Here is a 23871-nt window from a genome sequence, read left to right as displayed (position 1 = left end):
ATGAAAAAGTCAATCATTTATTTAAGCTTTGCTCTAATAGCATTATTCAGTAATGTAGCCACAGCCACAGCAAGCGGGAGCCATGTTTCAAAATTTGGGTTAGTCACTAAATACAAAAACACTACACCGCTTGCCGCTGCGGTTGCAAAAGGAGATCTTGACGCTGTTAAGAAATTTATAAAATATGGTGCAGACGTTAACGAAAAATCTAACGGTATGACCCCTCTTATGGTAGCTGCACGTTATAACCAGGTAGAGATTATAAGCCTATTACTGGAAAATGGCGCTAACGCTAAAACTATTAACGAGAGCGGGCTTACGGCTCTTAAGTATGCAAAACTTTCTAATGCTCAGGAAGCTGCTATAGTTATAGAGAAAGCACTTAATGCGTAAATATTGTGTAGTAGATTAACAAAGCACCTTTAAAAGGTGCTTTTTTTATACGTATAAGTTGGTCATGACTTATTTACTTTCTGAATTTACTTAACAGCCAAATAATTAGTACCACAACGGCTATTACTATAAAAATACCAAAGCCCATACCGGCTTTAAATATGTCGCCTATTGCTTCGCATCCTGTTAATAAGGTTAGCAACATGGCAAACGCTCCTAATTTTATGATCCTGTTTTGCATAGTGTTTTGTTTTTAGGTTAATTATACATTAAAGGTAAAACTATGCCGTGAGGATTTTCTTAAAAATAAATTAATTGGGTTAATATTAAGTAATTATCGTATCAAACTAAAATGCGATTTATATTCTTTGCCCACGCCATATTCTGTATAAAACACACTAAACCAGTAATCTGTTGCAGGAAGCATGCTCCCGTTTGATGTTCCGTCCCAGCCCTTGCCCGGAGCAGTAAGCTGTGCTATAAATTTACCATAACGGTCGTAAATAAACACAGTAGCCGTTATGTTAAATGGTGGTGTGTAAATATTCCATGTTTCATTTATGCCATCGCCGTTAGGTGAAAAATATAGCGGATAAGCAATGGTAATGTAATTTGGTATAATGGTAACAACAATTTTTACAGGCTTTCCCTCACAATCATCAATAGTCTGTTTAACGTAATATACTTTAGAACCAATATTTTCAGATGAAGGCGTAGGTGCAGTATAAAGTTCTTCCATGCTGCTGTTGTACCAGGTTAACTTATCACCCCGAGCTGTTAGCTGCACTGTTGGGTTATGGTGTTTGTAAACAACATTTGTCTCTGTTTCGGGCCCTTCAGGTGTAGGTTTTATAATGACTGTAATTTTAGCCCTGTTGCTTTCGCACCGTTCGCCGGACTGGCTTACAAAATAATTAAATGTACCCGCAACATTGCTGGCAGGTAAAGGAGCAACCGGGTTGCCCGTACCACCATCTTCTGTTGTATACCATAGCAGGTTTATACCTTCGGCATACAGGCTAACTGTAGGTTCATCCTGGCAATACATAAATGTATCCGGTACAACGGGTGGCGGTAAGTTATCTAAAACCGTAACAGACATTGCTGCACGTTCGCTCTCGCAGCCATTAATTGTCTGGGTTAAATACCATATAGTTATACCCGTAGCAGCCGTAGATGGTGTAGGGGCAATGCTGATGCCAGTGCCGCCTACATCTGTACTGTACCATAATAAATCAGTCCCTGTAGCGGTAAGTGGTACTGCCCTGAGGTCTTTACAATAAGTAAGGTTGCGCACGCGCGGTAATGGTACAATATCCGGCGTGATAACGATCCTTACACTATCAGATTCGCATCCTGTCGCATTTTTAATTTTTATAAAATATACTCCGGGCAGTAATGGCGACGATATGTTTGATATTCCCCATGTAGCACCGTTATCAAAGCTGTAAGCTTCTGCAATTGTAGTTGTTGTAATTGTGCCGCCAATAGAAAAACAATTAGGCTGCACTACAGAATAATTGGGCAGGCCTGGTGCTCCTGTGTCCTGTATTGTGGCTGTTGTGGCGGGCGATTCACATCCTGCTGCGTTTTTTGTTTTTACCAGGTAAGTTCCCGGCAGTAAAGATGCACTGTTGTTTGTTTCCCAGTTACGGCCATTATCATAACTATAAAAAGGGGTAACATCTGTAATAGAGATAGTACCGGTCGCAACTGTACACGTAGGATTTACAATAACTGTTGCAGGCGCCACAGGCGGTGCAAGCGGAATGTTAATTGTAACGAGCGTTACAGGCGATTCGCAATCTGAAAAACCTTTTGCCTTAAGTTTATACTCTCCCGGTGCCAGTTGTGTAGCTATATTATTGCTTGTCCAGGTTACCCCGTTATCAAAACTATACAAAGAGGCAGATGAAGTTATTGTTATTGTGCCCAGGGGTGCCGTACACGACCCCGGCTGTATAACATCTGCATAAGGTGCCTGCGGAGTATCATAAGATGGATAAATGCCTGCATAATTGCCATACGACAGGCATCCATTGTTATTTTTTATTTTTACCTCATAGTACTGGTAGTCATTTAAATTGCTTAATACAGCATTTGTTGTCCAGGTATAGCCGCCATCAAAACTATACTCTGCAGCCGGTGTAGTTACAGTTATGCTGCCGGCAGTACCACATGAGGGTTGTACGGTTGTTATTTCGGGTGCGGCAACAAGATCTTCATATATATAAAACCCGTATGGGTAAGACCTGCACCCCACAGAATTTTTTATAATAACCTCATAATACCCCTCTGTAGTAATACTTTTTACAGGATTAGTACCCCAGGTAATGCCGCCATCAAAACTATATTCTGCAGCTGGGGTAGTTATACTAATACTTCCGGGTGTGGCACAGGTTATCTGGGCTATATCTACCTGTGGGCCATCTATATATTGCTCATACAGATATTCATAATAAGATGAGGATGTGCAGCCTTGTGCATTTTTTATTTTAATAAGGTAAACACCAGGGGTTAAATTATTTAAGGTTGGCGTGTTTACCCATGTAGCACCATCGTCAAAACTATAGCTTTCTGCAGGGGTATTTACGGTAATACTGCCTGGTGTAGCGCAGGTGGGCTGCACAGATGTTACTGATGGATAATCAAGGTAAAATTCCTGCAGGTAGGCATAATTTTCACCAGTTACACATCCCGTAGCATCTTTTAATTTAATGTTGTAGTTACCAAAAGGCAAACTGGCAGTATTGTTTGAACTCCAGGTTAAACCACCATCAAAACTAAATTGCGAACCGAGACTGGTAATAGTTATGCTGCCATTTGTGGCACATCCGGGATTATCGTAAGTATAATCTATATAGTTAACTATGCTCGAATCGGTAAGATTTACAGCATTGGCAATAGATACACAACCCGTTGTTGTTTTTGTTTTTATGTAGTAACGTCCCGGTACCAGTGGCTCAGATACAGGATTTGTGCCCCAGGTAACGCCATTATCAAAACTATAAAAATCAGATAGCGTTGTAACTGTTATAGTTCCTGTTTGTGTAAAACAATTAGGCTGCAGTGCTGTAAGCTGTGGTGCAGGGGTAGATGCATTTATAGTATATCTTGGAGCTACAAAGCAATTTTCGCCATCTATTATTTTTACTGAAAATTGTGCGAGGTTGCCCGGGGTAGAAGCCACAGGATAAGTAGATAATGTAGCGCCGGGAATTGCAATACCTCCTTTATACCATTGATAGGTAGCTGCCGAGCTAACAGGTATAGATGGATTAGCCCTTAAAATAAGGTCATTACCACAAAAAGTACCTGTCTGGCTAATGTTTAAACCAAAAAGTGATGACTCGTTTAAAACAAGATCATCAAATAAAAAGTAAGGGAGGCAATCACTGCCGTAGTATAATGGGGGTAAATTTTCGGGAGCACCCATCATAATGGCATTTATGTTTGTAGCAGGAGTAAAAGATATGGTAAGCTGCCCCCAGTTAGACTGCGGTGTATATAATGCACTGCCCAGTACCACCCACTCGTTACTTACTAAAGTAGGAGCAATTGTTGTAGCCAAAGGGAGGTTAACACAATCTTGGGTGCCATAAATAGTTATATTTACGGGCTCGTAATATATATTACCGCCATTGCAGCTCCCCCCATAATCTTCTATGGGCAGCGATGCTATAGAAAATGTAAGCTGGTAATTGGTATTTGCCAGCATGGGCGATGTAAGGCAGCTGCCCAGGTATTCATTCCAATTGGGCGAAAAGATGGCACCTACAATACCGTTTCCTGATGGGAAGGGCATTAATATATTACTCATGTCGTTTACTCCATTAAGTATAAGGCCGCAGGTATTCAAATAATCTGTAGTTGCCTCTGTAGCCTGTACCCAGTTAGTAGCATAATTTAACTGCGAAAATTGCGACGGGCATTCTGTATAATTTTCAAAAGACGCATTGGGTATTATAGAAGGAACAGGTGTACTGTTGCAAAGGCAGTCAGGGTCATTTAGGTCTATTTTGCCGTCCCCGTCATCATCAATGCCATTATTGCAAATTTCCTGGCTAAAACAGGCCGAACTTAAAAGTAGCAATAAGAGGAGTAATCTTATTTTCATGCTGGTATGGTGTAATATAGGTTGGTGGTGGTGTATTATAGCACAAATATAGCAATCTTAATATCCTGTTAAAATTTATAAGCTATATTGTTATAGTAATTTTCAAAAAAACAATATTTTTAATTTTAAATATTATGCCTTACTTTTACAAACCAAACACAACACCGCATTATGAGCCATAAAATATTGCTTACATCTCGCGAAGTCAATATCATTCTTCATCGTTTGGCCTGCCAGTTAATAGAAAAACACCTCGATTTTTCCGATACCGTGCTTATTGGCGTTCAGCCGCGCGGGGGCTTTGTAGCCAAACGTATTAAAGATATACTCGAAAAAGAATATAATGTACCCGCTATAAAGCTTGGTTTTTTAGACATTGCTTTTTTTAGGGACGATTTTAGGCGTACTGATATACAGGCAAACATTACCGAAATTGACTTTGTAGTAGAAAATAAAAAGGTAGTTTTTGTAGATGATGTATTGTATACCGGCCGTAGTATTCGAGCCGCACTTACTGCCATACAATCGTTTGGGCGTCCGGCAGAGATTGAGCTTATGGTGCTCATAGACCGCCGCTTTAGCCGCCATTTACCCATTCAGCCGGATTATAGGGGCAGGCAGGTAGATGCTATAAACGGCGAAAAGGTAAAGGTATCGTGGGTAGAGAATGATGGAGAAGATACCGTATATTTAATTTAAGGCTTAACTGCAACAACACGACAACAATGAAAGATTTAAGCGTTAATCATTTATTAGGCATAAAATATATCAATAAAAATGATATCGACCTTATTTTTGAAACGGCAGACCAGTTTAAGGAAGTTATAAACCGGCCTATTAAAAAAGTCCCATCGCTTAGGGATATTACCATAGCCAACATTTTTTTTGAAAATAGTACGCGTACAAGGCTATCGTTCGAGCTGGCACAAAAAAGGCTTAGTGCAGATGTTATCAGTTTCTCGGCAGCGCAGTCATCCGTTAAAAAAGGGGAAACCCTAATAGATACTGTAAATAACATACTTGCGATGAAGGTAGATATGGTTGTTATGAGGCACGAAAGGCCTGGTGCAGCCCACTTTTTATCTAAAAATGTTAAAGCAAGTATTGTTAATGCCGGCGATGGCGCGCACGAACACCCTACACAGGGTTTACTGGATTCCTTCACTATCCGCGAAAAGCTGGGTGAGGTAGGCGGTAAAAAAGTGGTTATTGTGGGCGATATTTTACATTCCCGCGTAGCACTATCTAATATTTTTGCTTTACAAATGCAGGGTGCAGAAGTAAGGGTATGCGGGCCAAAAACACTTATACCAAGATATATAGATTCGCTTGGTGTAAAGGTAGAACCTAACCTTCGTAAAGCCTTAGAGTGGGCAGATGTTGCCAATATGCTAAGGGTACAAAACGAAAGGCTGGATGTTAATTATTTTCCTTCTACCCGTGAGTATGCACAGCAGTACGGCCTTGATAAAGAATTACTTGACTCGCTTAATAAAGAAATTATTGTAATGCACCCGGGGCCTATAAACCGCGGGGTAGAAATAAGCAGCGATGTAGCCGACTCCCAGCAATCGGTTATTTTAGACCAGGTAGAGAATGGCGTGGCAATACGAATGGCAGTTATTTACCTGCTTGCAAGTAAGATTAAGCAATAATTTAATTAAGGTAGATTTCAATCATAAATAATTGTAAACTGACAGTTTACGCAATACATAACTTTGTAACTTAGCTACTTTACAGCTTTAATTTCTAAGTACCTAAGACACTCAGAACCTCAGTACCTCAAAAAAATGAAAGTAGAAGAAAAAGGACATACTATTACCATAAAAGATACTCAGGGAAGCAGTAGTGCCTTTCTTGAAAAGGTTACAGAGCAGTACAACAGCTACAAAGGTAAAAACCTTATTTTAGACCTCAGCCTGGATGGTGAATTATCGCTTAATGGCATGCTTGCTTTTTTACCGCTGAGTAACAAACACCGTAAAGGTAAAAAATCGCTGGTGCTTGTGGCTCCTAATTTTGATTATGATGAAGCCCCCGATGAAATGGTAATTGTACCTACACTCCTTGAAGCCCATGATATTATAGAAATGGAAGAAATTGAGCGCGATTTAGGTTTTTAAGTTAAGTCTTTTGTTTACCATCTATTATCTGATATCTTCCATCTAACATCTTCTCAAAATGACTTTAACCATACTTGGTTGCTATGCTGCCACGCCCAGAACAATGACTAACCCTACAGCGCAATTGCTGGAAATGAAGGGCAGAATGTTTTTAATAGATTGTGGCGAGGGTACACAGGTGCAGTTAAGAAAGCATAAACTTAAATTTAGCCGTATAAACCACATTTTTATATCGCACCTGCATGGCGACCATTTTTATGGGCTTATAGGTTTAATATCCACGTTTGCCCTTCTTGGCCGTAAAACCGATTTGCATGTATATGGCCCTAAAGGAATTAAGGAAATTACGTTACTGCAATTAAAACTTTCCAACTCATGGACGAGCTATAACCTTTATTTTCATGAGTTAGAATCGGAAGAATCTGTAGTTGTTTTTGAAGATGATAAGGTTAGGGTAACAACAATTCCGCTACGGCACAGGGTATATACTAACGGTTATTTATTTGAAGAAAAAGCCGGTGAGCGCAAGCTAAATATTGAGGCTGTCGAGAATTATGAAATCGACCTATGCTACTACCGTAAAATTAAGTGGGGAGGCGACATTACGCTTGATGATGGCCGGACAATACCGAACGAAGAATTAACTTTTGACCCGCTTCCTGCTAAAAGCTATGCTTTTTGCAGCGATACTGTTTATACCGAAGCTATAGTGCCAATTATCAAGAATGTAGATGTCTTATACCACGAAAGTACATTTTTGGAAAGCGAAGTACAGTACTGCGAAAAAACAATGCACTGTACCGCTATGCAGGCAGCTACTATTGCTAAAAAAGCTAATGCCGGGCAGCTTATATTAGGCCATTTTTCAACCCGATATGATTCTATAGAACGCTTTAAAACTGAAGCCAGGACTATTTTTGAAAATTCAGAAATAGCAGATGATGGTAAGGTTTTTGAGTTTTAGTTTACACGAATTTTCACAAATAAGCGTGAAGATTTAGTGTAAATTCATGAAATTCGTGTTTGTTTTTTTAATTTTTAAAGGCGTAGTTTAAAATATTAGCACCCATTTTAAGTGCTTTTGTGCGCACATCAACAGGGTCGTTATGCACTTCCATATCTTCCCAGCCATCACCAAGGTCGGTTTCTAAAGTGTAGAGCAATACCAGCCTGCCATCGCTAAATATACCCCATGCCTGGGGTGCTTTATTATCATGCTCATGTATTTTAGGTAATCCTTGTGCAAATGGGAATGGCCCTTTAAAAATTTCATGGCTCGATGGTACTAAGGCAAGCTCTTTATCTGGGAACAGGCGTTTTATTTCACGGCGAACATACTTATCCATACCATAGTTGTCATCTATATGCAAAAAACCGCCCGATGTTAAGTAGTTGCGCAGGTTAATAATATCATTATCGCTAAATACCACATTGCCATGCCCTGTCATGTGTACAAAAGGGTAGGAGAATAAATCGGCACTGCCAACCTCTACAGTAGCTGTTTTAGGGTTTATTTTAGTACTTATATTTTGATTACAAAATTTAGCCAGGTTAGGCAATGATGTAGGGTTACCATACCAGTCACCTCCGCCGGAATATTTAAGTACCGCAATTTCCTGACCCATTAGCAATGCAGGAAAAAATAAAAATATATAAAGAAGCTTTTTCATTATTGATGGACATATATAATTGCTGGAAGTGATAAATTAATTTTAACTTTAAAAACAATTACTATGAAAGCAAATATAATTAAACCCTTTGTAAAAATCGGTTATTTTGCACAACAGTTATAGCAACTTTCAATACGTATACTTTTGATAATAGTGTAAAATAAACTATTCCAAATTTATACTCTAAACATTATTATTGCAAAAAATATTATAAACATACTATTATTAAATTTAAGATATATAAGTTTACAAAATAAAATGAATTAAATATGAGTATTTTAGAATTTGATGATAAAGATGACAAAGAAACAGGTAAAGGATTTTATGATACTTTAAAAAATTATGTAAATGAATCGGCAAACGATAAACTTGCCAAAGAAAAAGAAGAGAGAGCAAAAGATGCTAAGAAAGAAGTAAAATAGAGTGATAAGGAATTAAAGTTTAAAAAGTAGTATTTTTGGTACTCCAAATTACGATTGATTGAGAACTTCTGTTATACTTATAATTCAAGATACAAACCACTTTAAACAACAGTTGTTGCAATGGTCACAGCAGTTTCGCGAAGTGGTTTTTTTAGATAGTAATAATTATGAGCAGCGTTACACCAGTTATGATGCTGTTCTTGCAGTAGACGCATTAACCTCTGTTCAAACAGATTACTTAAATGCGTTTGAAGATTTAAATACCTATCAGCAAACTACTAAAGACTGGTTGTTTGGCTACCTTTCTTATGACCTTAAAAATGATACTGAGGTTTTATATTCTGCTAACCATGATGGCCTGGGTTTTCCGGATCTGTTTTTCTTTCAGCCTAAAAAGCTTTTTTTACTAAAAGGCAGTCAGCTCGAAATATGTTATTTAAACATGTGCGATTATGAGATAGATGCGGATTTTCAGGAAATCTCAAATCTCAAATCTGAAATCTCAAATCTGAAATCTGAAATTAAGATTAATCAAAGGATTTCTAAAGAAAGCTATCTTGATAAAGCGGGGCAAATGCTTGACCACATATATCGTGGCGATATTTATGAGGCTAATTTCTGTATGGAATTTTATGCAGAGGATGTCGTTATAAATCCACTCGAAACCTATACCAGGCTAAATGCTATTTCCGAACCTCCGTTTGCAGCGTTTTTTAAAAATCATAAAAATTATTTGTTGTGCGCTTCACCCGAAAGGTACATAAGGAAAGACGGAACTAAAATTATATCTCAGCCTATAAAAGGTACCGCTAAAAGAAGTACTGATAGCATTGATGACGATGCTATAAAACACGAACTGTCAGTAAATGAAAAAGAACGGTCTGAAAATATTATGATCGTCGATTTAGTGCGTAACGATTTGTCGCACACCGCCGAAAAGGCATCTGTAAACGTAGAAGAACTTTGCGGTGCCTACACTTTTAAGCAGGTACACCATTTAGTATCAACTGTTGTTTCGCATGTTGCAGACGGATATTCTCCTGTTGATGTTATAAAATCAACGTTTCCTATGGGCAGTATGACGGGGGCTCCAAAAATATCTGCGATGAAAATCATTGAGGAACTTGAAGAAACCAGACGTGGGCTTTACAGCGGTGCAATCGGCTACTTTACACCCTATGGCGACTTTGATTTTAATGTGGTTATTCGTAGCATTCTTTATAATGAATCAAATAAATATGTGTCATTCTCTGTAGGGAGTGCCATCACGGCAGAGGCAATGCCGGAAAGTGAGTATGAAGAATGTTTGCTTAAAGCGGGGGCGATGAGGAGTGTTTTAGAGAAGGCATAAGAGAAGGGTTACATCAAAAATTATTACCTTTGTAAATGCTTTCTAAACTTAAAGACCATTTAATACATAACCTACCTTTTCTTAAAGAAAAAAAACTCCTGCTTGCCGTAAGCGGCGGAATAGACAGTATGGTTTTGGCACACCTTTTTCAGCAACTTGGTTATGAAATTGCTATAGCTCATTGCAACTTTAACCTTAGGGGGGAAGATAGTAATGGCGATGAACAATTTATTAGAGATTATGCTAATAAAAATAATATAAAAATATTTGTAATTAATTTTGATACAAAGCGTTTTGCCGAAGATGCTAAACTATCCATTCAAATAGCAGCAAGGCAATTACGTTACTCATGGTTTGCCGAATTATTGCAGGAAAATGGTTTAGTTTACTTACTCACAGCCCATCATCTCGATGATTCTGTTGAAACTTTTTTAATCAATTTTACGCGTGGTACCGGCCTTGAGGGTTTAACGGGCATCCCTCAAATTAACGATACAACAGTGCGCCCCTTACTGCCCTTTACCCGCATAGAAATTGAGGCATACGCCAAAGAAAACAATATAACCTGGCGTGAAGACAGCAGTAACGCATCTAATAAATACCTGCGCAATAAGCTAAGGCATAATGTGGTTCCGGTTTTAAAAGAGCTAAACCCCTCGTTTGCTGCGTCGTTTTTGCAAACATTGCAAAACCTGCAGCAGGCGCAGTCGCTTGTTCAGGATGCAGCTATCCTTATTTACAAACAGGTGGTTACAGACAGAGACAATCAAAAGCATATTGATATACTTCAGTTGAAAAGACTGCCAAATTATAAAGCTTATCTCTACCAATGGCTTATACCATTTGGTTTTACGGCATGGGAGGATATTTACAATCTTACCGAAGCCCAACCGGGTAAGGTAATACTGTCGCAATCATTCAGGCTTTTAAAAGACAGGGATGTTTTAATTCTGGAGCCGTTACAACAAAATGACGTTACAATTTATGTTATACAAGAAGGGGAGGAACAAATTGACATACCTGTTCGCCTAAAATTAAATCAGTTAAATAAAATTTTAGATAATTCAACAAAAAATATGCTTTTTGTTAATAATCAGTTAATAAAATTTCCTTTATTTGTTCGTAAATGGCAGGAAGGTGACTATTTTTACCCTCTTGGCATGAAAGGGCAAAAAAAGAAAGTCTCCAAATATTTTAAAGATGAGAAATTGTCTTTGACTGAGAAAGAGAATACATGGCTCTTGTGCTCTGAAAATGAGATAATATGGATCATTGGCATGCGTGCCGATGACCGTTTTAAAGTAACCGAAAACACAACACAAATTTTAAAAATAGAAGTTTTATAAAATGAAAAAACTTGCAACGCTTTTCTTTTTGCTTTTCGCAATGTTCATATCTCAGGCACAGGTTAAAGAGCCTGTAAAATGGACTTCTAAAATAGAAAAGAAATCAGCTACAGAATACATACTGGTTTTTAGTGCAACAATAGAGAATGACTGGCACATGTATTCGCAATTTAGCGATGAAAACGGAGCTATACCGCTCGAAGTTGTTTTTAACAATGCAAAAGGCAACTATACTGCTGTAGGCAAAGCTGCCGAAAGTAAAACCGAAAAGGCATTTAATGATGTTTTTGGCGTTACAGAAACATTCTGGAGCCACAATGCACAGCTTAAGCAAACTGTAAAAATCACGAACCCGGCTAACGAAGTTATTCAGGTTGAATTAGATTATCAGGTTTGTAAAGAGGTTTGTATACAGGGCAGTAACCTGTTCGAATTCAATACAAAAAGCCTTGCAGCAAAAGAGGTAAAGAATTTTTCTGCAGTATCGGTTACAACTACAAAAAAAGACGAATTAACTGCTGTAAAGGCGGATACCGCTATACAGTCATCGACTACACAGGTTACGGAGCAGCCTTCAACAGCGCAGGACACTGCTAAAACAGCAACCGCTTCTGCAACTTCTAAAACTGAAAAAAGTAAGCCAGCAGATGAGGAGAGTACAAGCCCGTTAAAGATATTTTTACTAACACTATTAGCCGGTATAGGGGTTACGTTTACACCATGTGTATTCCCTATGATACCCATGACGGTTAGCTTCTTTATCAAGCAAAATGCAAGTAAATCTAAAGGGAAGTTTAATGCGCTTTTTTATGGTATATGCATAATAGCCATTTATGTATTGCTATCTGTGCCTTTCCACGTTTTTGAAGGCCTCGATAAAAATATCTTTGCCGATATATCTACCAATGTATACCTTAATATATTCTTCTTTCTAATATTTGTAACCTTTGCAATTTCATTTTTTGGTGCTTTTGAAATTACAATTCCAAGCAGTATAGCTAATAAAGCCGACAGTGCATCGAATCTTGGTGGCCTCATCGGGGTGTTTTTTATGGCACTTACACTTATAATAGTTTCATTTTCATGCACGGGGCCTGTATTAAGTTTTGTTTTTGGTACTGTATTATCTTCAGATGGGGGAGCAGTATTACTTACACTGGGAATGTTTGGTTTTGGCCTTGGCCTTGCACTGCCATTTATGGTATTTGCTTTATTCCCAAGCCTTATGAGTGGCCTTCCAAAATCTGGTGGCTGGCTTAATACCGTTAAGGTAGTATTTGGCTTTATAGAGCTTGCACTTGCGTTTAAATTCCTTTCTAATGCAGATCTTGTACTTCAGTTACATTATCTTGAAAGAGAAGTGTTTATTGCAATATGGGTTGCTATATTTACTGCTCTTGCACTATATTTATTTGGTAAATTTTTAATGCCGCATGATTCTCCTGTTCCTTTTCTTTCTGTAGGCAGGATGCTACTGGGCGTAATAGCTTTTGCTTTTACAGTGTATCTTGTACCCGGATTATGGGGAGCTCCTTTAAAGTTATTAAGTGGTATTACACCACCACTTAATTACAGCGAATCTCCGCTTGGTTTTGGAGGATCGGCTAACATTGCTGGTGCTACAAGCAATAAGCTTCCTGACGGGGCTAAGGTTGCTGTACACGGTATTATAGCTTTTGAAGATTATGATAAAGGGCTTGCTTATGCAAAACAGGTTAATAAACCCATACTTCTTGATTTTACCGGCCGTGCCTGTGTTAACTGCCGCAAGATGGAAGAAGGCGTGTGGGTAGATCCTGAAGTTTTAGCAATCCTGAAAAATGATGTTGTGCTTATATCGCTATACGGAGATGAGCAAATTGAATTACCCGAAAATGAGCAATTCATCTCTAAATTCTCTGGCAGAAAGATAACAACAGTAGGAAAAAAATGGAGCGATTTCCAGTTAGGCCGTTACAACTCTAATGCGAGGCCATTTTATGTTTTGATGGGGCTTGATGAGAAAAATCTTAATGAACCTGTTGCATACACACCCGATATTAAAGAATATCTTGCCTGGTTGCAGCAAGGTGTAGAGAATTTTAAATAAGCTTTTTGGTATTATATATTTTAGAACCGTCTGTATGTTTAACTTACAGATGGTTTTTTGTTCAATAATATTCATGTCACCTTAATCCTTATCTATATAATTTTTAAGGTCGGTTATGGTAACAATATTAAGTTCGTGCATTTGTTTGCGCCGCATCATTAGCGCATAAGAATTATTAAATCCAATAGGCTTAAGCCATTTGATACCAAATTGTAACTGAAACTGATTGTTTACATAAGTATATGTTTTATCCTTATCCTGAGTAACCTGATTTATAATATCCTTGTTTGGCTGTAACAATACCAAGAGACCGGTACCTGTATATTCCGGATAAAGATCTATCTGGTTATTAGTAAGTGCATCAAAACAAATCTTAGTCCCGCCAAGTCCAGTTTTTGTTTCCACGCCATAATCGGTATTGCCCTTTATTAAAATGCTGTACATCTCTGCAAGTATATACTGTTCACCAAAAATCTTCGAGCCTATTTTTACTACCCCTGCATTTCCGTTGCGGGAAGCTTTATACAGCCCTGTTTTTAATAAAAAATCTTTCGCTACTTTTTCGGGGGTCTGGTGCAGGTAATCTGTTTTATAATTTAAGTCGGTCATTACAGAATCATTGATTTTTCCTGCGAGAAGATTTAGGGCATACTCCAGTCCGGGAAATTTTTTAAGGGACGACTGCCGTACTATTGGTGCGGCATAGTATGGCGGAAATATTTTTTTGTCATCTTCGACTATCTTTAAGTCAAAAGCTTTCAGCCTTCCATCAGTAGAATAACCGCTTATAACATCAAGTTCTTTCGCGTAAGCAGCTTTATACATTACGGCATCACTAATTACCGTAGTGTGTATTTTTAACCCGTATACCGACCGTAATCCTAAATCGCCATCCTGCCGTCCCATAAATTCCGGAGTAAATCCCGCAGTAAGCTTAGAAGTATTTGTTTTAGGAATAATATAAAAGCATCCCAGAACAATGATAATTATGGGAAATGCATATAGTACAACCCGCAATTTTTTAAAACTAATCTTTTGTATAACTGCCAGCAAAGCATCTAAAATAATGGCCAGTAATGCGGCAGGAATAGCACCTGCGAGTATCATATTGCTGTTGTTTAAAGAAATACCACCAAATATAAATTCGCCAAGCCCGCCTGCAGCAATATAAGATGCCAGTGTTGCCACACCCACATTTATAACTGTAGCCGTGCGTATGCCTGCTAATATAACCGGCATTGCCAACGGAAGTTCTACATGTAGCAAAACATGCCATTTGCTCATACCAAGGGCTTTTGCTGCTTCCGTAACATGGTTGTCAACTCCTGTTATGCCCGTAAAAGTATTGCGTATTATAGGTAGCAAAGCATAGATAAGCAATGCTACAATGGCGGGCTTTGCACCAATACCTAATAGCGGAATCATAAAACCCAGCAATGCTATGCTCGGGATGGTTTGCAGCACACCTGCTATTGCTAAAACGCTACCCGAAAAGCTGCGTTTGCGCGCAATAAATATCCCTAATGGCAGGCCAATGGCTATTGCAATCAATAACGAAATAAAAGTGAGGCCTACGTGCTGCAGCGTTTGGGTAAGTAACTTATCCTGCTGCTCTGCCATAAACTGCCATAAGGTTTGCTGTTGCTCATTCATGGCTATTGTTATTTTGGTAATTACTAAAGGCACTTGTTATGGCTGTAAAATCAACTGTTTTACATTCACCATGTATGCTTTCAACTCTCAGAGTTTTATTTTTTGTAGATTTAAGCAATTCCAATGTGCTCCAGATGCTGTACTCATCGTTGATTTTTTCCTGATCAGATGCCGCATTTCCATTTGGGAGATAGGACCAGACATCCTTAATAGTAGTTACCTTAAATTCGAGTGCCAGGCGTTGCCCATCGAGAAATTCTTTTACAAAATCGTTAGCCGGATTATAAAGAAGTTCTTTTGGTGTACCTGTCTGCACAATTATTCCCTTGTCCATTAAGCTAATCCTGTCACCCAGTTCAAAAGCTTCCTGAACATAGTGCGTTACCATAACAATGGTTTTTCGCTTCAGCTCTTCAAGTGCTTTAAACTCTGCCTGTATGCTCGCTCGGGTAACGTTATCGAGTGCACCAAAAGGTTCATCCATTAATAATACGGGAGGGTCTGTAACTAAGGCACGTGCCAGGCCAACGCGCTGTTGCTGACCGCCGCTTAGCTGGTGCGGAAATTGCTTAAGGCATATTTGCGGCAAACTAAGCTTTTCTATAAGTTCCTCTATGCGGCTGTTAGTTTTTTTGCTATCCCATTTAAGCAATTTAGGTACCACAGCAATATTTTGCTCAATAGTGTAATGAGGAAATAATCCGGTATTTTGCATTACATAACCAATACTGCGTCTTAACAATTCCGAATTTTGTTCAGCAATGTTTTTACCACTGATAGATATAGTACCGCTATCAGGCTCAATTAAACGGTTGATCATTTTAAGGGTAGTAGTTTTCCCGCAGCCACTGGTGCCTAACAATATCAGGTTTTCCCTTTCGGCAATGTTCAGGCTTATATCCTGCACAGCCGTATTGTTGCCAAAATATTTAGTTACACCTTTAATTTCTATCATTACGTTTTTGTATTTTAATTCAGTATCATAATGATGGCCTCAATTCAAACCAAACAGGATTCAGATTCTTATAAAGAACTCTTCAATTATTATCCAAGCCATCCTTCCCTGTCAAGGCTTCGGTATTGTATTGCTTCAGATATATGATGAGGGCAAACACTTTCAGAATTATCAAGGTCGGCAATAGTGCGTGATACTTTCAGTATCCTGTCATAAGCACGGGCTGAAAGGTTCAGCCTTTCCATAGCCGTTTTAAGCAGCAATAAAGAAGCCTCATCAAGCTGGCAGTATTCCCTTATTTGCTTGGTACTCATTTGTGCGTTGTAGTGTACATTTTCAAATTGTTCAAAACGAGCAGTTTGTATTTCGCGTGCGCGGGTTACACGAGCCCGAATATCTACACTGCTTTCTGCCTTTTTATTATCCGATAATTTTTCAAAAGGTACAGGAGTAACCTCAATATGTATATCAATACGGTCTAATAAAGGGCCGGAAATTTTGCTTAAATAGCGTTGCATTTCATGCGGGGAAGAACTTACGGGAGCATCGGGGTCGTTAAAGTATCCTCCGGGGCTGGGGTTCATACTGGCAACAAGCATAAAACTCGAGGGATATGTAATGGTAAACTTAGCTCGGCTTATGGTTACCTCGCGGTCTTCGAGTGGCTGGCGCATAACTTCGAGTACATCGCGTTTAAATTCAGGAAGTTCATCAAGAAATAGTACGCCATTATGTGCCATTGAAATTTCTCCCGGCTGTGGGTAGCTGCCGCCGCCAACAAGTGCCACATTTGAGATTGTATGATGCGGACTCCTAAAAGGCCTTTGGTTCATTAGCCCTACATTTTTTAGCTTTCCTGCAACACTATGTATCTTAGTGGTCTCAAGAGCCTCGCGCAATGTCATGGGTGGTAATATACTTGGTAAGCGTTTAGCAAGCATCGTTTTACCTGCACCGGGCGGACCTATTAAAATTACATTGTGCCCGCCGGATGCTGCAATTTCCATACATCGTTTAATTGATTCCTGTCCTTTAACATCGCTAAAATCAAATTCAGGAAAATCGAGTGTTTTATAAAACTCCTCACGTACATTTATAGTAGTAGGCTCTATAGTGCCACGTCCTTCAAAAAAATCGATAATCTCTGTAACATTTTCAAGGCCATAACAGTCAAGGCCGGCTACGATAGCAGCTTCTTTTACGTTTTGTTTTGGCAGAAAAAAGCCTTTAAAACCTTCTTCCTTAGCTTTTATGGCAATGGGCAAAACTCCTTTAATAGGCTGAAGGCTACCATCGAGCGACATTTCGCCCATTATAATATATTTATCTACTTCATCAGATTTTATTTGTCCCGAAGCTGCCAGGATACCTATAGCAAGTGTAAGATCGTAAGCAGATCCTTCCTTACGCAAATCGGCAGGAGCCATGTTTATGGTTATTTTTTTAACAGGCAGGCTATAGCCATTATTTTTTAACGCAGCAGCAATACGGTAACTGCTTTCTTTAACCGCATTATCCGGCAGTCCTACAAGGTGGTAGCCTACACCTTTATCAATATTAACTTCTACGGTTATGGTAGTGGCCTCTACCCCAAACACGGCGCTCCCAAAAACTTTTATCAGCATATAGTAAGATTATGACGTCGAAAATACGGAAAATTATCGCATTTGTTAAAATTATTTTATACTCATAATCTTCTCTATTTCATTGTAGGCAGCATAACCTGCATATATTACCTTGTCATTTTTATCAAGATACATTGTTAGAAATTCTGATTCTTAGATGTTCAATAAGGCACACATTTTTTTACAGAAGCTGGCCATTCTTTCATATAAGTCAGGGTTCACAGCTGCGTCGGCTACATAAAGTTTGTAAGGATAATTATTGTCCTTAATAGCATTCGTAATGAGTGTATCCTTACTTGTAATAGCGATAAAATAGAAGTCGGTATCGTTATGCATTGCTTCGGCAGCTTTATACTGTTTCAGTATATCCTTTACTTCTTTACAGTTAGGGTTCCAGAATTGTAATACTGTTTTTTTGTTTTTGGTGGTTGTCATATGCTCTGAAATTTGGGCCGGGGTAATGTGCAATACCTGCTGTTGTGGATACAGGCTCATTGAAAACAGAAATAATAAAATAGAGATGATAGATTTCATTCTAAATTGAGATTTAGCATAAATATAATGTGATTTTTTGACTTATTAAAGAAGGCACACACAGTTAAGAAAGTTTTTTTAACAGATTTTAAAATCATAAAAAACACATAAAAATAAAGCGTAAATTTCCGCACCAAAAAATAACGCTTTACTTTTAATAACCTTTATAATACGAATTACAAATTATGGGACTATTTAACGCCATTATGGGCAACGCTTCGGCAGTAGATATTGTAAAACTAAGGGAAGAATACACCCCAATATTAGTGCCGGGAGAAAACATAGAAAAAGCTTTTAAAGTAATACGCGATATGTTTGTATTTACTAATAAACGTTTTATTTTAGTTGATAAACAAGGTATTACCGGGAGTAAAGTAGAGTATTTATCGATACCATACAGCAGCGTAATTAAATTCAGTAAAGAAAGCGCAGGCCTTATGGATCTTGATGCCGACCTTAAAATTTGGGTGCGTGGCGAAGTACAGCCAATTGTAAAAAAGTTTGGCAAAGACAATAACATTAACGAGGTGTACCAAATACTTGGACAGCATATTTTGGGCTAAAACCAACATACCTTTATATTACTTAGCCAAAACCACAAGTTTTGGCTATTTTTTTACCTATTGCTTATGAATGAACATGGATATTTTGAAACAGAACACTATAATTATCTTTTATTAATTGCAGGATTGGTTGCTTTACTCGCTGCTATAATTCCGGAAGTATTACGGAAAAAATATACGTCGGCACCCATTATATACCTTATAATTGGGGCAGCTGTATATGCATTTGCACACCGCTATGAAGTAAAACCGCTTGAAAACCTTGAAGAAATTAAGCATATTACAGAATTTGTAATTCTCGTGGCACTTGCTAATGCAGGGCTTCGCATAAAAGAACCCTTTAAATGGAAAACATGGCGAAATGCATTCAGGCTTTTAATAATTGCCATGCCGGTAACCATTGTAGCAGCAGCATATTTAGGCTGGTGGATTATTGGCCTTGCGCCTGCAACAGCCATACTGTTTGGAGCATTAATATCTCCAACAGATCCTGTATTGGCATCTGAACTGCAAACATCTGAACCGGGAGAAGAAGATACATCGCAAAGTAAACTGGGCTTAACTGCAGAAGCCGGGGTAAACGATGGGCTTGCTTTCCCGTTTACGTATCTTGCTATTTTTGCTGTAACAAAAGGGCTTGATTATGAGAACTGGATAGGAGAGTGGCTATTGCACGAATTTCTTATAAAAATTTTGCTTGGGGTTATAATAGGCTTAGTGTGTGGCTGGGGGCTTTGTAAAATTGTATTTTCTATTAGTACTAATCACGATACTTTAGGAAGGATAAGCCGCGGTATACTTTCGCTGGCACTACTATCGTTGCCATTTGCTATTACAGAGTTTATAGGGGGTTATGGTTTTCTTGCGGTATTTTGTGCGGCCTGTATGTTTAGTAACTATGATAAGCATTCTAAGCACATGAACAGCCTGCATAATTTTAATGAAGAACTGGAAAGTTTTGTGGTAGCTGTAATATTTATAACCATAGGTTTTTTCATTGCATTTCACTATAAAATTTTTTATGATATTCAAATTATGAGTACAGCCTTAATTATGGTGCTCGTTGTAAGGCCTATAGCAGGTTATTTATCTCTTATAAAAACAGGGTTAAATCCATTCCAAAAATTTGTACTTTCGTTTTATGGCATACGCGGCATAGGTTCATTATATTATCTGGCCTATGCTCTTGCCGCAGCACCGTTTACCAACCCTGAAAAACTGATTGCAGTTACAACAGCAACCATCTTTTTTTCTGTAGTAATACACGGTATTTCGGCGCGCTATGTACAAAAACGAATTAAGCATTATGACTTTAATTAACCACTATGCCAAATAGCAAACTTGTAATTATTGGTGGAGATGCCGCGGGAATGTCTGCCGCATCAAAAGTACGCCGTGACCATCCGGATAAAGAGATCATCGTATTCGAAAAATCACATTATACATCGTACTCTGCATGCGGAATACCTTACTTTATATCGGGAGAGGTAGCTACATCTGAAGAGTTAGTGCGCCGCAGCCCGGAGGAATTTCGCAATAAATATAAAATTGATGTGCGAACTATGCATCGGGTACTTGAGGTTGACACCGATAATAAACGGATTAAGGTATTGAATAAAGAACAGGATACCGAATTTTGGCAGGAATATGACCAATTACTTATTGCAACGGGAGGCAAACCATATTGTCCTGAACATATAACAGGCTACGATGCAGAGAATGTTTTTGGAGTATCTACCTTAAAAAGCGGTATTAAGATAGAGCAGTATATCAGGGATTTTAAACCTAAAAAAGCTGTAATAGTAGGTGGTGGGTATATTGGGCTTGAAATGGCCGAAGCCATGCTTATACGTGGTATGGAGGTTTCTCTTATAAACCGTCAGGAGCAGGTAATGCCCACATTAGACCCTGATATGGGTGTGGTAGTATCAAATGCTATTCGTGATTTAGGTGTAACATTATACTTAAATGAAGAACTCACAGGATTTAAAATTGAAGGAAACAAAGCTACAGGAGTTATTACTAATAACAGAACAATTGATGCCGATATTGTTATACTGGGCATAGGATCTGCACCTAATACCGCATTTCTTAAAGGCAGTAAAATAGCACTGGGTGTTAAAGATGCTATTAAGGTTAATGCACAAATGCTGACAAATGTACCCGATGTTTGGGCAGCAGGCGATTGTACAGAAACTTTAAACTTGGTAAGCAAGCAGCATTTTTATGTAGCACTGGGTACGGTTGCAAATAAAACAGGCCTTGTTGCAGGAACTAATATATCTGGGCAAAACGCTATATTTCCGGGAGCAGTGGGTACGGCAGTATGCAAAATATGCAAGTATGAAGTAGCCCGTACCGGCTTACAGGAAAGAGAACTTAAAGCTCTAAATATAGAGTATGTAACTACCACAATTACAAGTAAAACAAGAGCTGATTATTATCCGGGAGCAAAAGATATTTGTGTTAAGCTATTAGCCGAAAAAAATAGTGGCAGGCTTTTAGGAGGCCAGATACTTGGTGAAGAAGGAGCTGCCAAACGTATTGATGTTTTAGCTACGGCAGTGACACATAACTTAACGCTGCAAAACATTATAGACCTCGATCTATCTTATGCGCCACCATTTTCGCCAGTATGGGATCCTGTTCAAACTGCAGCAAGGAGCCTTATTAAAAAGATATAGAATAAAAGCCGGCTCTATAAAAAAATATAAGGCCGGCAGTAGCTGTTTTTAAAAATTAATGTTGAGCGGTTACAGCAACATCTTCCTATGATTTACACATGGCAAGTTTTCGTCATATACACGTTTTGTTTTTGTATAACCTAATTTTTCAAATAAGATATAATCCTGACTTCTATTACAATCAGGGTATTATTTGTTTTCGTCCAGCCATAACAAGCGCATCGATTCAAAATAATCACTGCCAAAAGTAATGGCACGAACCTCATCTAAATCAAACTCATAATCGTAATTGGGTTCTACCTTACCGTCGGCAAAAATGCTGTCTATAACAAGAATGTTTTTTTCTATGCGGTTCAGTTTTCCGTAAAAAGCGGCATATTCATCTTCTGTCTGGAAGGCGAACAGGCCAAATTGTTCCTCGCTCCATTGCAGCAACCCCGGGGTATCGGCAAAATCAAACCCGTCGGGCTTTTCTATAGTAATGCCTTTCAGTTTAGTAACGCGTTCAATTTGTTTTTCGTCTTTACCACTATGGCGTTTTAATATATGTTTTTTATTAAATATATTATAACCATCAATTGCATAGTCTACAGGTATGTATTTTACCAGAATCCATTGCTCATTTTCGGCTAAAACTATACCTGTTTGTACCTCATCCCAATCTTTTATCTTAAACGACTCAACTTTAATTTGCATAACTATTAAATTAAACATCAAAAGTAATTTTTATTCCTAAACCTAACTAATAAATTCCTGTTTCTATTCTTCGTACCTTTGCAGCTTCAATAATGCAATAATGATCGAATTAGGAAAATACAATACCCTTAGTATAGTTAGGGATACCAGTGTAGGATTATATTTAAGCGATGGTAAAGATGACATTCTTTTACCCAATAAATACGTACCGGAAGAGTTTGAGATAGGGCAGGAACTTACTGTTTTTGTATACCTTGACCAGGAGGAACGTATGGTAGCTACCACACTGGAACCCTATATTTATCTTAACGAGTTTGCGCTGCTTCGCGTAAGCTATACTAATAAATTTGGCGCGTTCATGAACTGGGGCCTTGAGAAAGACCTTTTTGTGCCTTTTCGCGAGCAGGCACGCCCTATGGAAGGAGGTAAACGCTACCTGATACACATGTTTCTCGACGAAAAATCGAACCGCCTTGTAGGGTCGAGTAAGCTAAACCAGTTTCTTAAAAATGAAGATTTAACGGTTGAAGAAGGTGAGGAGGTAGACCTTATAGTATCGCACATAACCGACTTAGGCATTAATGTAATTATTAATGAACAATTTAAAGGCCTACTGTACAAAAATGAGGTATATGACGACCTGCGTACAGGCGACCGCATAAAAGGCTTTGTAAAGACCATACGCGCTGATAATAAAATAGACGTTTCTATACAAAAACCGGGCTTTGAAAGCATAGAGCCTAATGCCGAAAAGATATTAGACGAGCTTAGAGCCAGCCGCGGGTTTCTTAGGCTAAACGATGACAGCCATCCCGAAGATATTAAAACAGTACTGAAGATGAGCAAGAAAACCTTTAAAAAAGCTATTGGCACTTTGTACAAGCAAAAGCTTATAGAAATTAAAGAAGACGGTATATACCTTATTAAAGAGTAATTATTTACCGTTAATTTCAATAAATGTAGTTTTACAAATACGTAAAAGTTACCGATATTTGCTTTTTAAATAATTTAAAAAACATGATGAACAAGAATACGGTGCTGGGCTGGGCCACTTTAATAATGGTCCTTATGGGGTTATTACTTATAGGCTTAGGCGCATTTAAATATAACGAGGTTGCAGGCTATGGCTTTGCTGCTGTAGGAATAGGCTTTTTTGCCATTGCATGGGTTTTTAACGCGCTGAAAGGAAGAGTGTAAAAGTTTATTGTTTGTTGTTTATAGTTTTGTATGGCGAAAATAAACCGTTTTGAAGATTTACAGATTTGGCAACTTGCGAGAGAGATTTGTCAATATGTTGATTATTTAATTCAAACAACAAACTTAAAAACAAATTATTCCCTTAAAGATCAGATAGACCGTTCCTCAGGAAGCATTATGGATAATATTGCCGAAGGCTTTGAACGAAATGGCAATAAGGAATTTATATATTTTCTTAGTATTGCAAAAGGTTCTTGTGGAGAGGTCAAGTCTCAATCATATCGAGCTTTTGACAAAAAGTTGATAACCATTGAACAGCATTTTAAGTTAAATGAGATGGCTGAACTTGAGAAAAACAAAATTGGTTCAATGATGAACTATCTCATAAATACAGAAATTAAAGGTTTAAAATTTAAACAGTAGGATAACTATAAACTACAAACAATAAACAAA

Annotated in this window: 23 protein-coding genes; 15 read left to right on the top strand and 8 right to left on the bottom strand. The window is 38.2% G+C overall.

What is annotated here, in order from left to right:
* A complete protein-coding gene (locus F565_RS0116400; protein ID WP_020214329.1) occupies positions 1 to 393 on the top strand; it encodes an ankyrin repeat domain-containing protein in 393 nt (130 codons plus the stop codon).
* 73 nt (positions 394 to 466) lie between these two features.
* Here F565_RS0116400 and F565_RS23045 read toward each other — a convergent pair whose 3' ends face one another.
* Entirely contained in the window at positions 467 to 634 is a 168-nt protein-coding gene (locus tag F565_RS23045; protein ID WP_020214328.1) for a hypothetical protein, read from the bottom strand.
* Positions 635 to 727: 93 nt separating this feature from the next.
* The gene (locus F565_RS0116390; RefSeq protein WP_020214327.1) at positions 728 to 4510 is read right to left on the bottom strand and encodes a T9SS type B sorting domain-containing protein; all 3783 of its coding nucleotides are present in this window, start codon (positions 4508 to 4510) and stop codon (positions 728 to 730) included.
* A 171-nt stretch (positions 4511 to 4681) separates the two neighbouring features.
* Here F565_RS0116390 and pyrR point away from each other — a divergent pair, with 171 nt between their 5' ends.
* The 4 genes from pyrR to F565_RS0116370 all read left to right on the top strand — a co-directional run bounded on the left by pyrR (position 4682) and on the right by F565_RS0116370 (position 7597).
* Entirely contained in the window at positions 4682 to 5209 is a 528-nt protein-coding gene (gene pyrR / locus F565_RS0116385; protein ID WP_020214326.1) for a bifunctional pyr operon transcriptional regulator/uracil phosphoribosyltransferase PyrR, read from the top strand.
* Between the two features lie 26 nt (positions 5210 to 5235).
* Positions 5236 to 6165: an aspartate carbamoyltransferase catalytic subunit gene (locus F565_RS0116380; RefSeq protein WP_020214325.1), complete on the top strand. Its 930-nt coding sequence runs from the start codon at positions 5236 to 5238 to the stop codon at positions 6163 to 6165.
* A gap of 135 nt (positions 6166 to 6300) precedes the next feature.
* Positions 6301 to 6633 carry a hypothetical protein gene (locus F565_RS0116375; RefSeq protein ID WP_020214324.1) on the top strand — a complete coding sequence of 111 codons (333 nt, stop codon included), beginning with the start codon at positions 6301 to 6303 and terminating at the stop codon, positions 6631 to 6633.
* Positions 6634 to 6691: 58 nt separating this feature from the next.
* Complete coding sequence (locus F565_RS0116370) at positions 6692 to 7597, top strand: ribonuclease Z (protein ID WP_026300116.1); 906 nt, start codon at positions 6692 to 6694, stop codon at positions 7595 to 7597.
* A 67-nt stretch (positions 7598 to 7664) separates the two neighbouring features.
* Here the strand turns inward: F565_RS0116370 and F565_RS0116365 are convergent, their stop codons facing one another.
* Positions 7665 to 8303, bottom strand: coding sequence for a DUF4159 domain-containing protein (locus tag F565_RS0116365; RefSeq protein WP_020214322.1), 639 nt, complete (start codon positions 8301 to 8303; stop codon positions 7665 to 7667).
* A 269-nt stretch (positions 8304 to 8572) separates the two neighbouring features.
* On the opposite strand from F565_RS0116365, the gene F565_RS22925 reads away from it, so the two are divergent.
* The 4 genes from F565_RS22925 to F565_RS0116345 are packed head-to-tail and all read left to right on the top strand — an operon-like array spanning position 8573 to position 13511.
* Positions 8573 to 8725 carry a hypothetical protein gene (locus F565_RS22925; protein ID WP_020214321.1) on the top strand — a complete coding sequence of 51 codons (153 nt, stop codon included), beginning with the start codon at positions 8573 to 8575 and terminating at the stop codon, positions 8723 to 8725.
* A gap of 58 nt (positions 8726 to 8783) precedes the next feature.
* A complete protein-coding gene (locus tag F565_RS0116355) occupies positions 8784 to 10076 on the top strand; it encodes an anthranilate synthase component I family protein (RefSeq protein WP_020214320.1) in 1293 nt (430 codons plus the stop codon).
* 35 nt (positions 10077 to 10111) lie between these two features.
* Positions 10112 to 11422, top strand: coding sequence for a tRNA lysidine(34) synthetase TilS (gene tilS, locus F565_RS0116350; protein ID WP_020214319.1), 1311 nt, complete (start codon positions 10112 to 10114; stop codon positions 11420 to 11422).
* Position 11423: 1 nt separating this feature from the next.
* Positions 11424 to 13511, top strand: coding sequence for a protein-disulfide reductase DsbD family protein (locus F565_RS0116345; RefSeq protein WP_020214318.1), 2088 nt, complete (start codon positions 11424 to 11426; stop codon positions 13509 to 13511).
* Between the two features lie 81 nt (positions 13512 to 13592).
* Here the strand turns inward: F565_RS0116345 and F565_RS0116340 are convergent, their stop codons facing one another.
* The 4 genes from F565_RS0116340 to F565_RS0116320 all read right to left on the bottom strand — a co-directional run bounded on the left by F565_RS0116340 (position 13593) and on the right by F565_RS0116320 (position 18278).
* Positions 13593 to 15164 (bottom strand): ABC transporter permease/substrate-binding protein, encoded by a 1572-nt coding sequence (locus F565_RS0116340; protein ID WP_020214317.1) that lies wholly within the window; start codon positions 15162 to 15164, stop codon positions 13593 to 13595.
* Entirely contained in the window at positions 15157 to 16119 is a 963-nt protein-coding gene (locus F565_RS0116335; RefSeq protein ID WP_020214316.1) for an ABC transporter ATP-binding protein, read from the bottom strand. Before F565_RS0116335 ends, F565_RS0116340 begins: the two co-directional genes overlap by 8 nt.
* A gap of 89 nt (positions 16120 to 16208) precedes the next feature.
* Positions 16209 to 17744 carry a YifB family Mg chelatase-like AAA ATPase gene (locus F565_RS0116330; RefSeq protein WP_020214315.1) on the bottom strand — a complete coding sequence of 512 codons (1536 nt, stop codon included), beginning with the start codon at positions 17742 to 17744 and terminating at the stop codon, positions 16209 to 16211.
* 153 nt (positions 17745 to 17897) lie between these two features.
* On the bottom strand, positions 17898 to 18278 hold the full coding sequence (locus tag F565_RS0116320; RefSeq protein WP_154652642.1) for a hypothetical protein: 381 nt from the start codon (positions 18276 to 18278) through the stop codon (positions 17898 to 17900).
* 185 nt (positions 18279 to 18463) lie between these two features.
* Here F565_RS0116320 and F565_RS0116315 point away from each other — a divergent pair, with 185 nt between their 5' ends.
* The 3 genes from F565_RS0116315 to F565_RS0116305 all read left to right on the top strand — a co-directional run bounded on the left by F565_RS0116315 (position 18464) and on the right by F565_RS0116305 (position 21525).
* Complete coding sequence (locus tag F565_RS0116315; RefSeq protein ID WP_020214313.1) at positions 18464 to 18841, top strand: PH domain-containing protein; 378 nt, start codon at positions 18464 to 18466, stop codon at positions 18839 to 18841.
* Between the two features lie 66 nt (positions 18842 to 18907).
* Entirely contained in the window at positions 18908 to 20161 is a 1254-nt protein-coding gene (locus F565_RS0116310) for a cation:proton antiporter (RefSeq protein ID WP_020214312.1), read from the top strand.
* Between the two features lie 5 nt (positions 20162 to 20166).
* A complete protein-coding gene (locus tag F565_RS0116305) occupies positions 20167 to 21525 on the top strand; it encodes an FAD-dependent oxidoreductase (protein WP_020214311.1) in 1359 nt (452 codons plus the stop codon).
* Positions 21526 to 21714: 189 nt separating this feature from the next.
* Here F565_RS0116305 and F565_RS0116300 read toward each other — a convergent pair whose 3' ends face one another.
* Positions 21715 to 22221 carry a hypothetical protein gene (locus tag F565_RS0116300; RefSeq protein WP_154652641.1) on the bottom strand — a complete coding sequence of 169 codons (507 nt, stop codon included), beginning with the start codon at positions 22219 to 22221 and terminating at the stop codon, positions 21715 to 21717.
* A 100-nt stretch (positions 22222 to 22321) separates the two neighbouring features.
* Here F565_RS0116300 and F565_RS0116295 point away from each other — a divergent pair, with 100 nt between their 5' ends.
* The 3 genes from F565_RS0116295 (at position 22322) to F565_RS0116285 (ending at position 23841) form a co-directional block, all read left to right on the top strand.
* The gene (locus tag F565_RS0116295; protein WP_020214309.1) at positions 22322 to 23155 is read left to right on the top strand and encodes a CvfB family protein; all 834 of its coding nucleotides are present in this window, start codon (positions 22322 to 22324) and stop codon (positions 23153 to 23155) included.
* An 86-nt stretch (positions 23156 to 23241) separates the two neighbouring features.
* Positions 23242 to 23418, top strand: a complete 177-nt coding sequence (locus F565_RS22920) for a CAL67264 family membrane protein (protein WP_020214308.1) — start codon at positions 23242 to 23244, stop codon at positions 23416 to 23418.
* Between the two features lie 30 nt (positions 23419 to 23448).
* Positions 23449 to 23841 carry a four helix bundle protein gene (locus F565_RS0116285; RefSeq protein ID WP_020214307.1) on the top strand — a complete coding sequence of 131 codons (393 nt, stop codon included), beginning with the start codon at positions 23449 to 23451 and terminating at the stop codon, positions 23839 to 23841.
* The last annotated feature ends 30 nt before the right edge of the window (positions 23842 to 23871 follow it).

The organism is Flavobacterium rivuli WB 3.3-2 = DSM 21788, from assembly GCF_000378485.1.
GTDB lineage: Bacteria > Bacteroidota > Bacteroidia > Flavobacteriales > Flavobacteriaceae > Flavobacterium > Flavobacterium rivuli.
The sequence above is the reverse complement of the archived record's forward strand: the minus strand, read 5'-3'. Positions and strand labels throughout refer to the sequence as shown.

Excerpts from the sequence above, each read along its gene's own strand:
- F565_RS0116315 (WP_020214313.1), top strand. The coding sequence starts at position 18,464 with ATGGGACTATTTAACGCCATTATGGGCAACGCTTCGGCAGTAGATATT.
- F565_RS0116390 (WP_020214327.1), bottom strand. The coding sequence starts at position 4,510 with ATGAAAATAAGATTACTCCTCTTATTGCTACTTTTAAGTTCGGCCTGT.
- F565_RS22925 (WP_020214321.1), top strand. The coding sequence starts at position 8,573 with ATGAGTATTTTAGAATTTGATGATAAAGATGACAAAGAAACAGGTAAA.
- F565_RS0116300 (WP_154652641.1), bottom strand. The coding sequence starts at position 22,221 with ATGCAAATTAAAGTTGAGTCGTTTAAGATAAAAGATTGGGATGAGGTA.
- tilS (WP_020214319.1), top strand. The coding sequence starts at position 10,112 with ATGCTTTCTAAACTTAAAGACCATTTAATACATAACCTACCTTTTCTT.
- F565_RS0116370 (WP_026300116.1), top strand. The coding sequence starts at position 6,692 with ATGACTTTAACCATACTTGGTTGCTATGCTGCCACGCCCAGAACAATG.
- F565_RS0116310 (WP_020214312.1), top strand. The coding sequence starts at position 18,908 with ATGAATGAACATGGATATTTTGAAACAGAACACTATAATTATCTTTTA.
- F565_RS23045 (WP_020214328.1), bottom strand. The coding sequence starts at position 634 with ATGCAAAACAGGATCATAAAATTAGGAGCGTTTGCCATGTTGCTAACC.
- F565_RS22920 (WP_020214308.1), top strand. The coding sequence starts at position 23,242 with ATGAACAAGAATACGGTGCTGGGCTGGGCCACTTTAATAATGGTCCTT.
- F565_RS0116330 (WP_020214315.1), bottom strand. The coding sequence starts at position 17,744 with ATGCTGATAAAAGTTTTTGGGAGCGCCGTGTTTGGGGTAGAGGCCACT.
- F565_RS0116285 (WP_020214307.1), top strand. The coding sequence starts at position 23,449 with ATGGCGAAAATAAACCGTTTTGAAGATTTACAGATTTGGCAACTTGCG.
- F565_RS0116335 (WP_020214316.1), bottom strand. The coding sequence starts at position 16,119 with ATGATAGAAATTAAAGGTGTAACTAAATATTTTGGCAACAATACGGCT.
- F565_RS0116320 (WP_154652642.1), bottom strand. The coding sequence starts at position 18,278 with ATGAAATCTATCATCTCTATTTTATTATTTCTGTTTTCAATGAGCCTG.
- F565_RS0116345 (WP_020214318.1), top strand. The coding sequence starts at position 11,424 with ATGAAAAAACTTGCAACGCTTTTCTTTTTGCTTTTCGCAATGTTCATA.
- F565_RS0116375 (WP_020214324.1), top strand. The coding sequence starts at position 6,301 with ATGAAAGTAGAAGAAAAAGGACATACTATTACCATAAAAGATACTCAG.
- F565_RS0116400 (WP_020214329.1), top strand. The coding sequence starts at position 1 with ATGAAAAAGTCAATCATTTATTTAAGCTTTGCTCTAATAGCATTATTC.
- F565_RS0116380 (WP_020214325.1), top strand. The coding sequence starts at position 5,236 with ATGAAAGATTTAAGCGTTAATCATTTATTAGGCATAAAATATATCAAT.
- pyrR (WP_020214326.1), top strand. The coding sequence starts at position 4,682 with ATGAGCCATAAAATATTGCTTACATCTCGCGAAGTCAATATCATTCTT.
- F565_RS0116305 (WP_020214311.1), top strand. The coding sequence starts at position 20,167 with ATGCCAAATAGCAAACTTGTAATTATTGGTGGAGATGCCGCGGGAATG.
- F565_RS0116340 (WP_020214317.1), bottom strand. The coding sequence starts at position 15,164 with ATGAATGAGCAACAGCAAACCTTATGGCAGTTTATGGCAGAGCAGCAG.
- F565_RS0116295 (WP_020214309.1), top strand. The coding sequence starts at position 22,322 with ATGATCGAATTAGGAAAATACAATACCCTTAGTATAGTTAGGGATACC.
- F565_RS0116365 (WP_020214322.1), bottom strand. The coding sequence starts at position 8,303 with ATGAAAAAGCTTCTTTATATATTTTTATTTTTTCCTGCATTGCTAATG.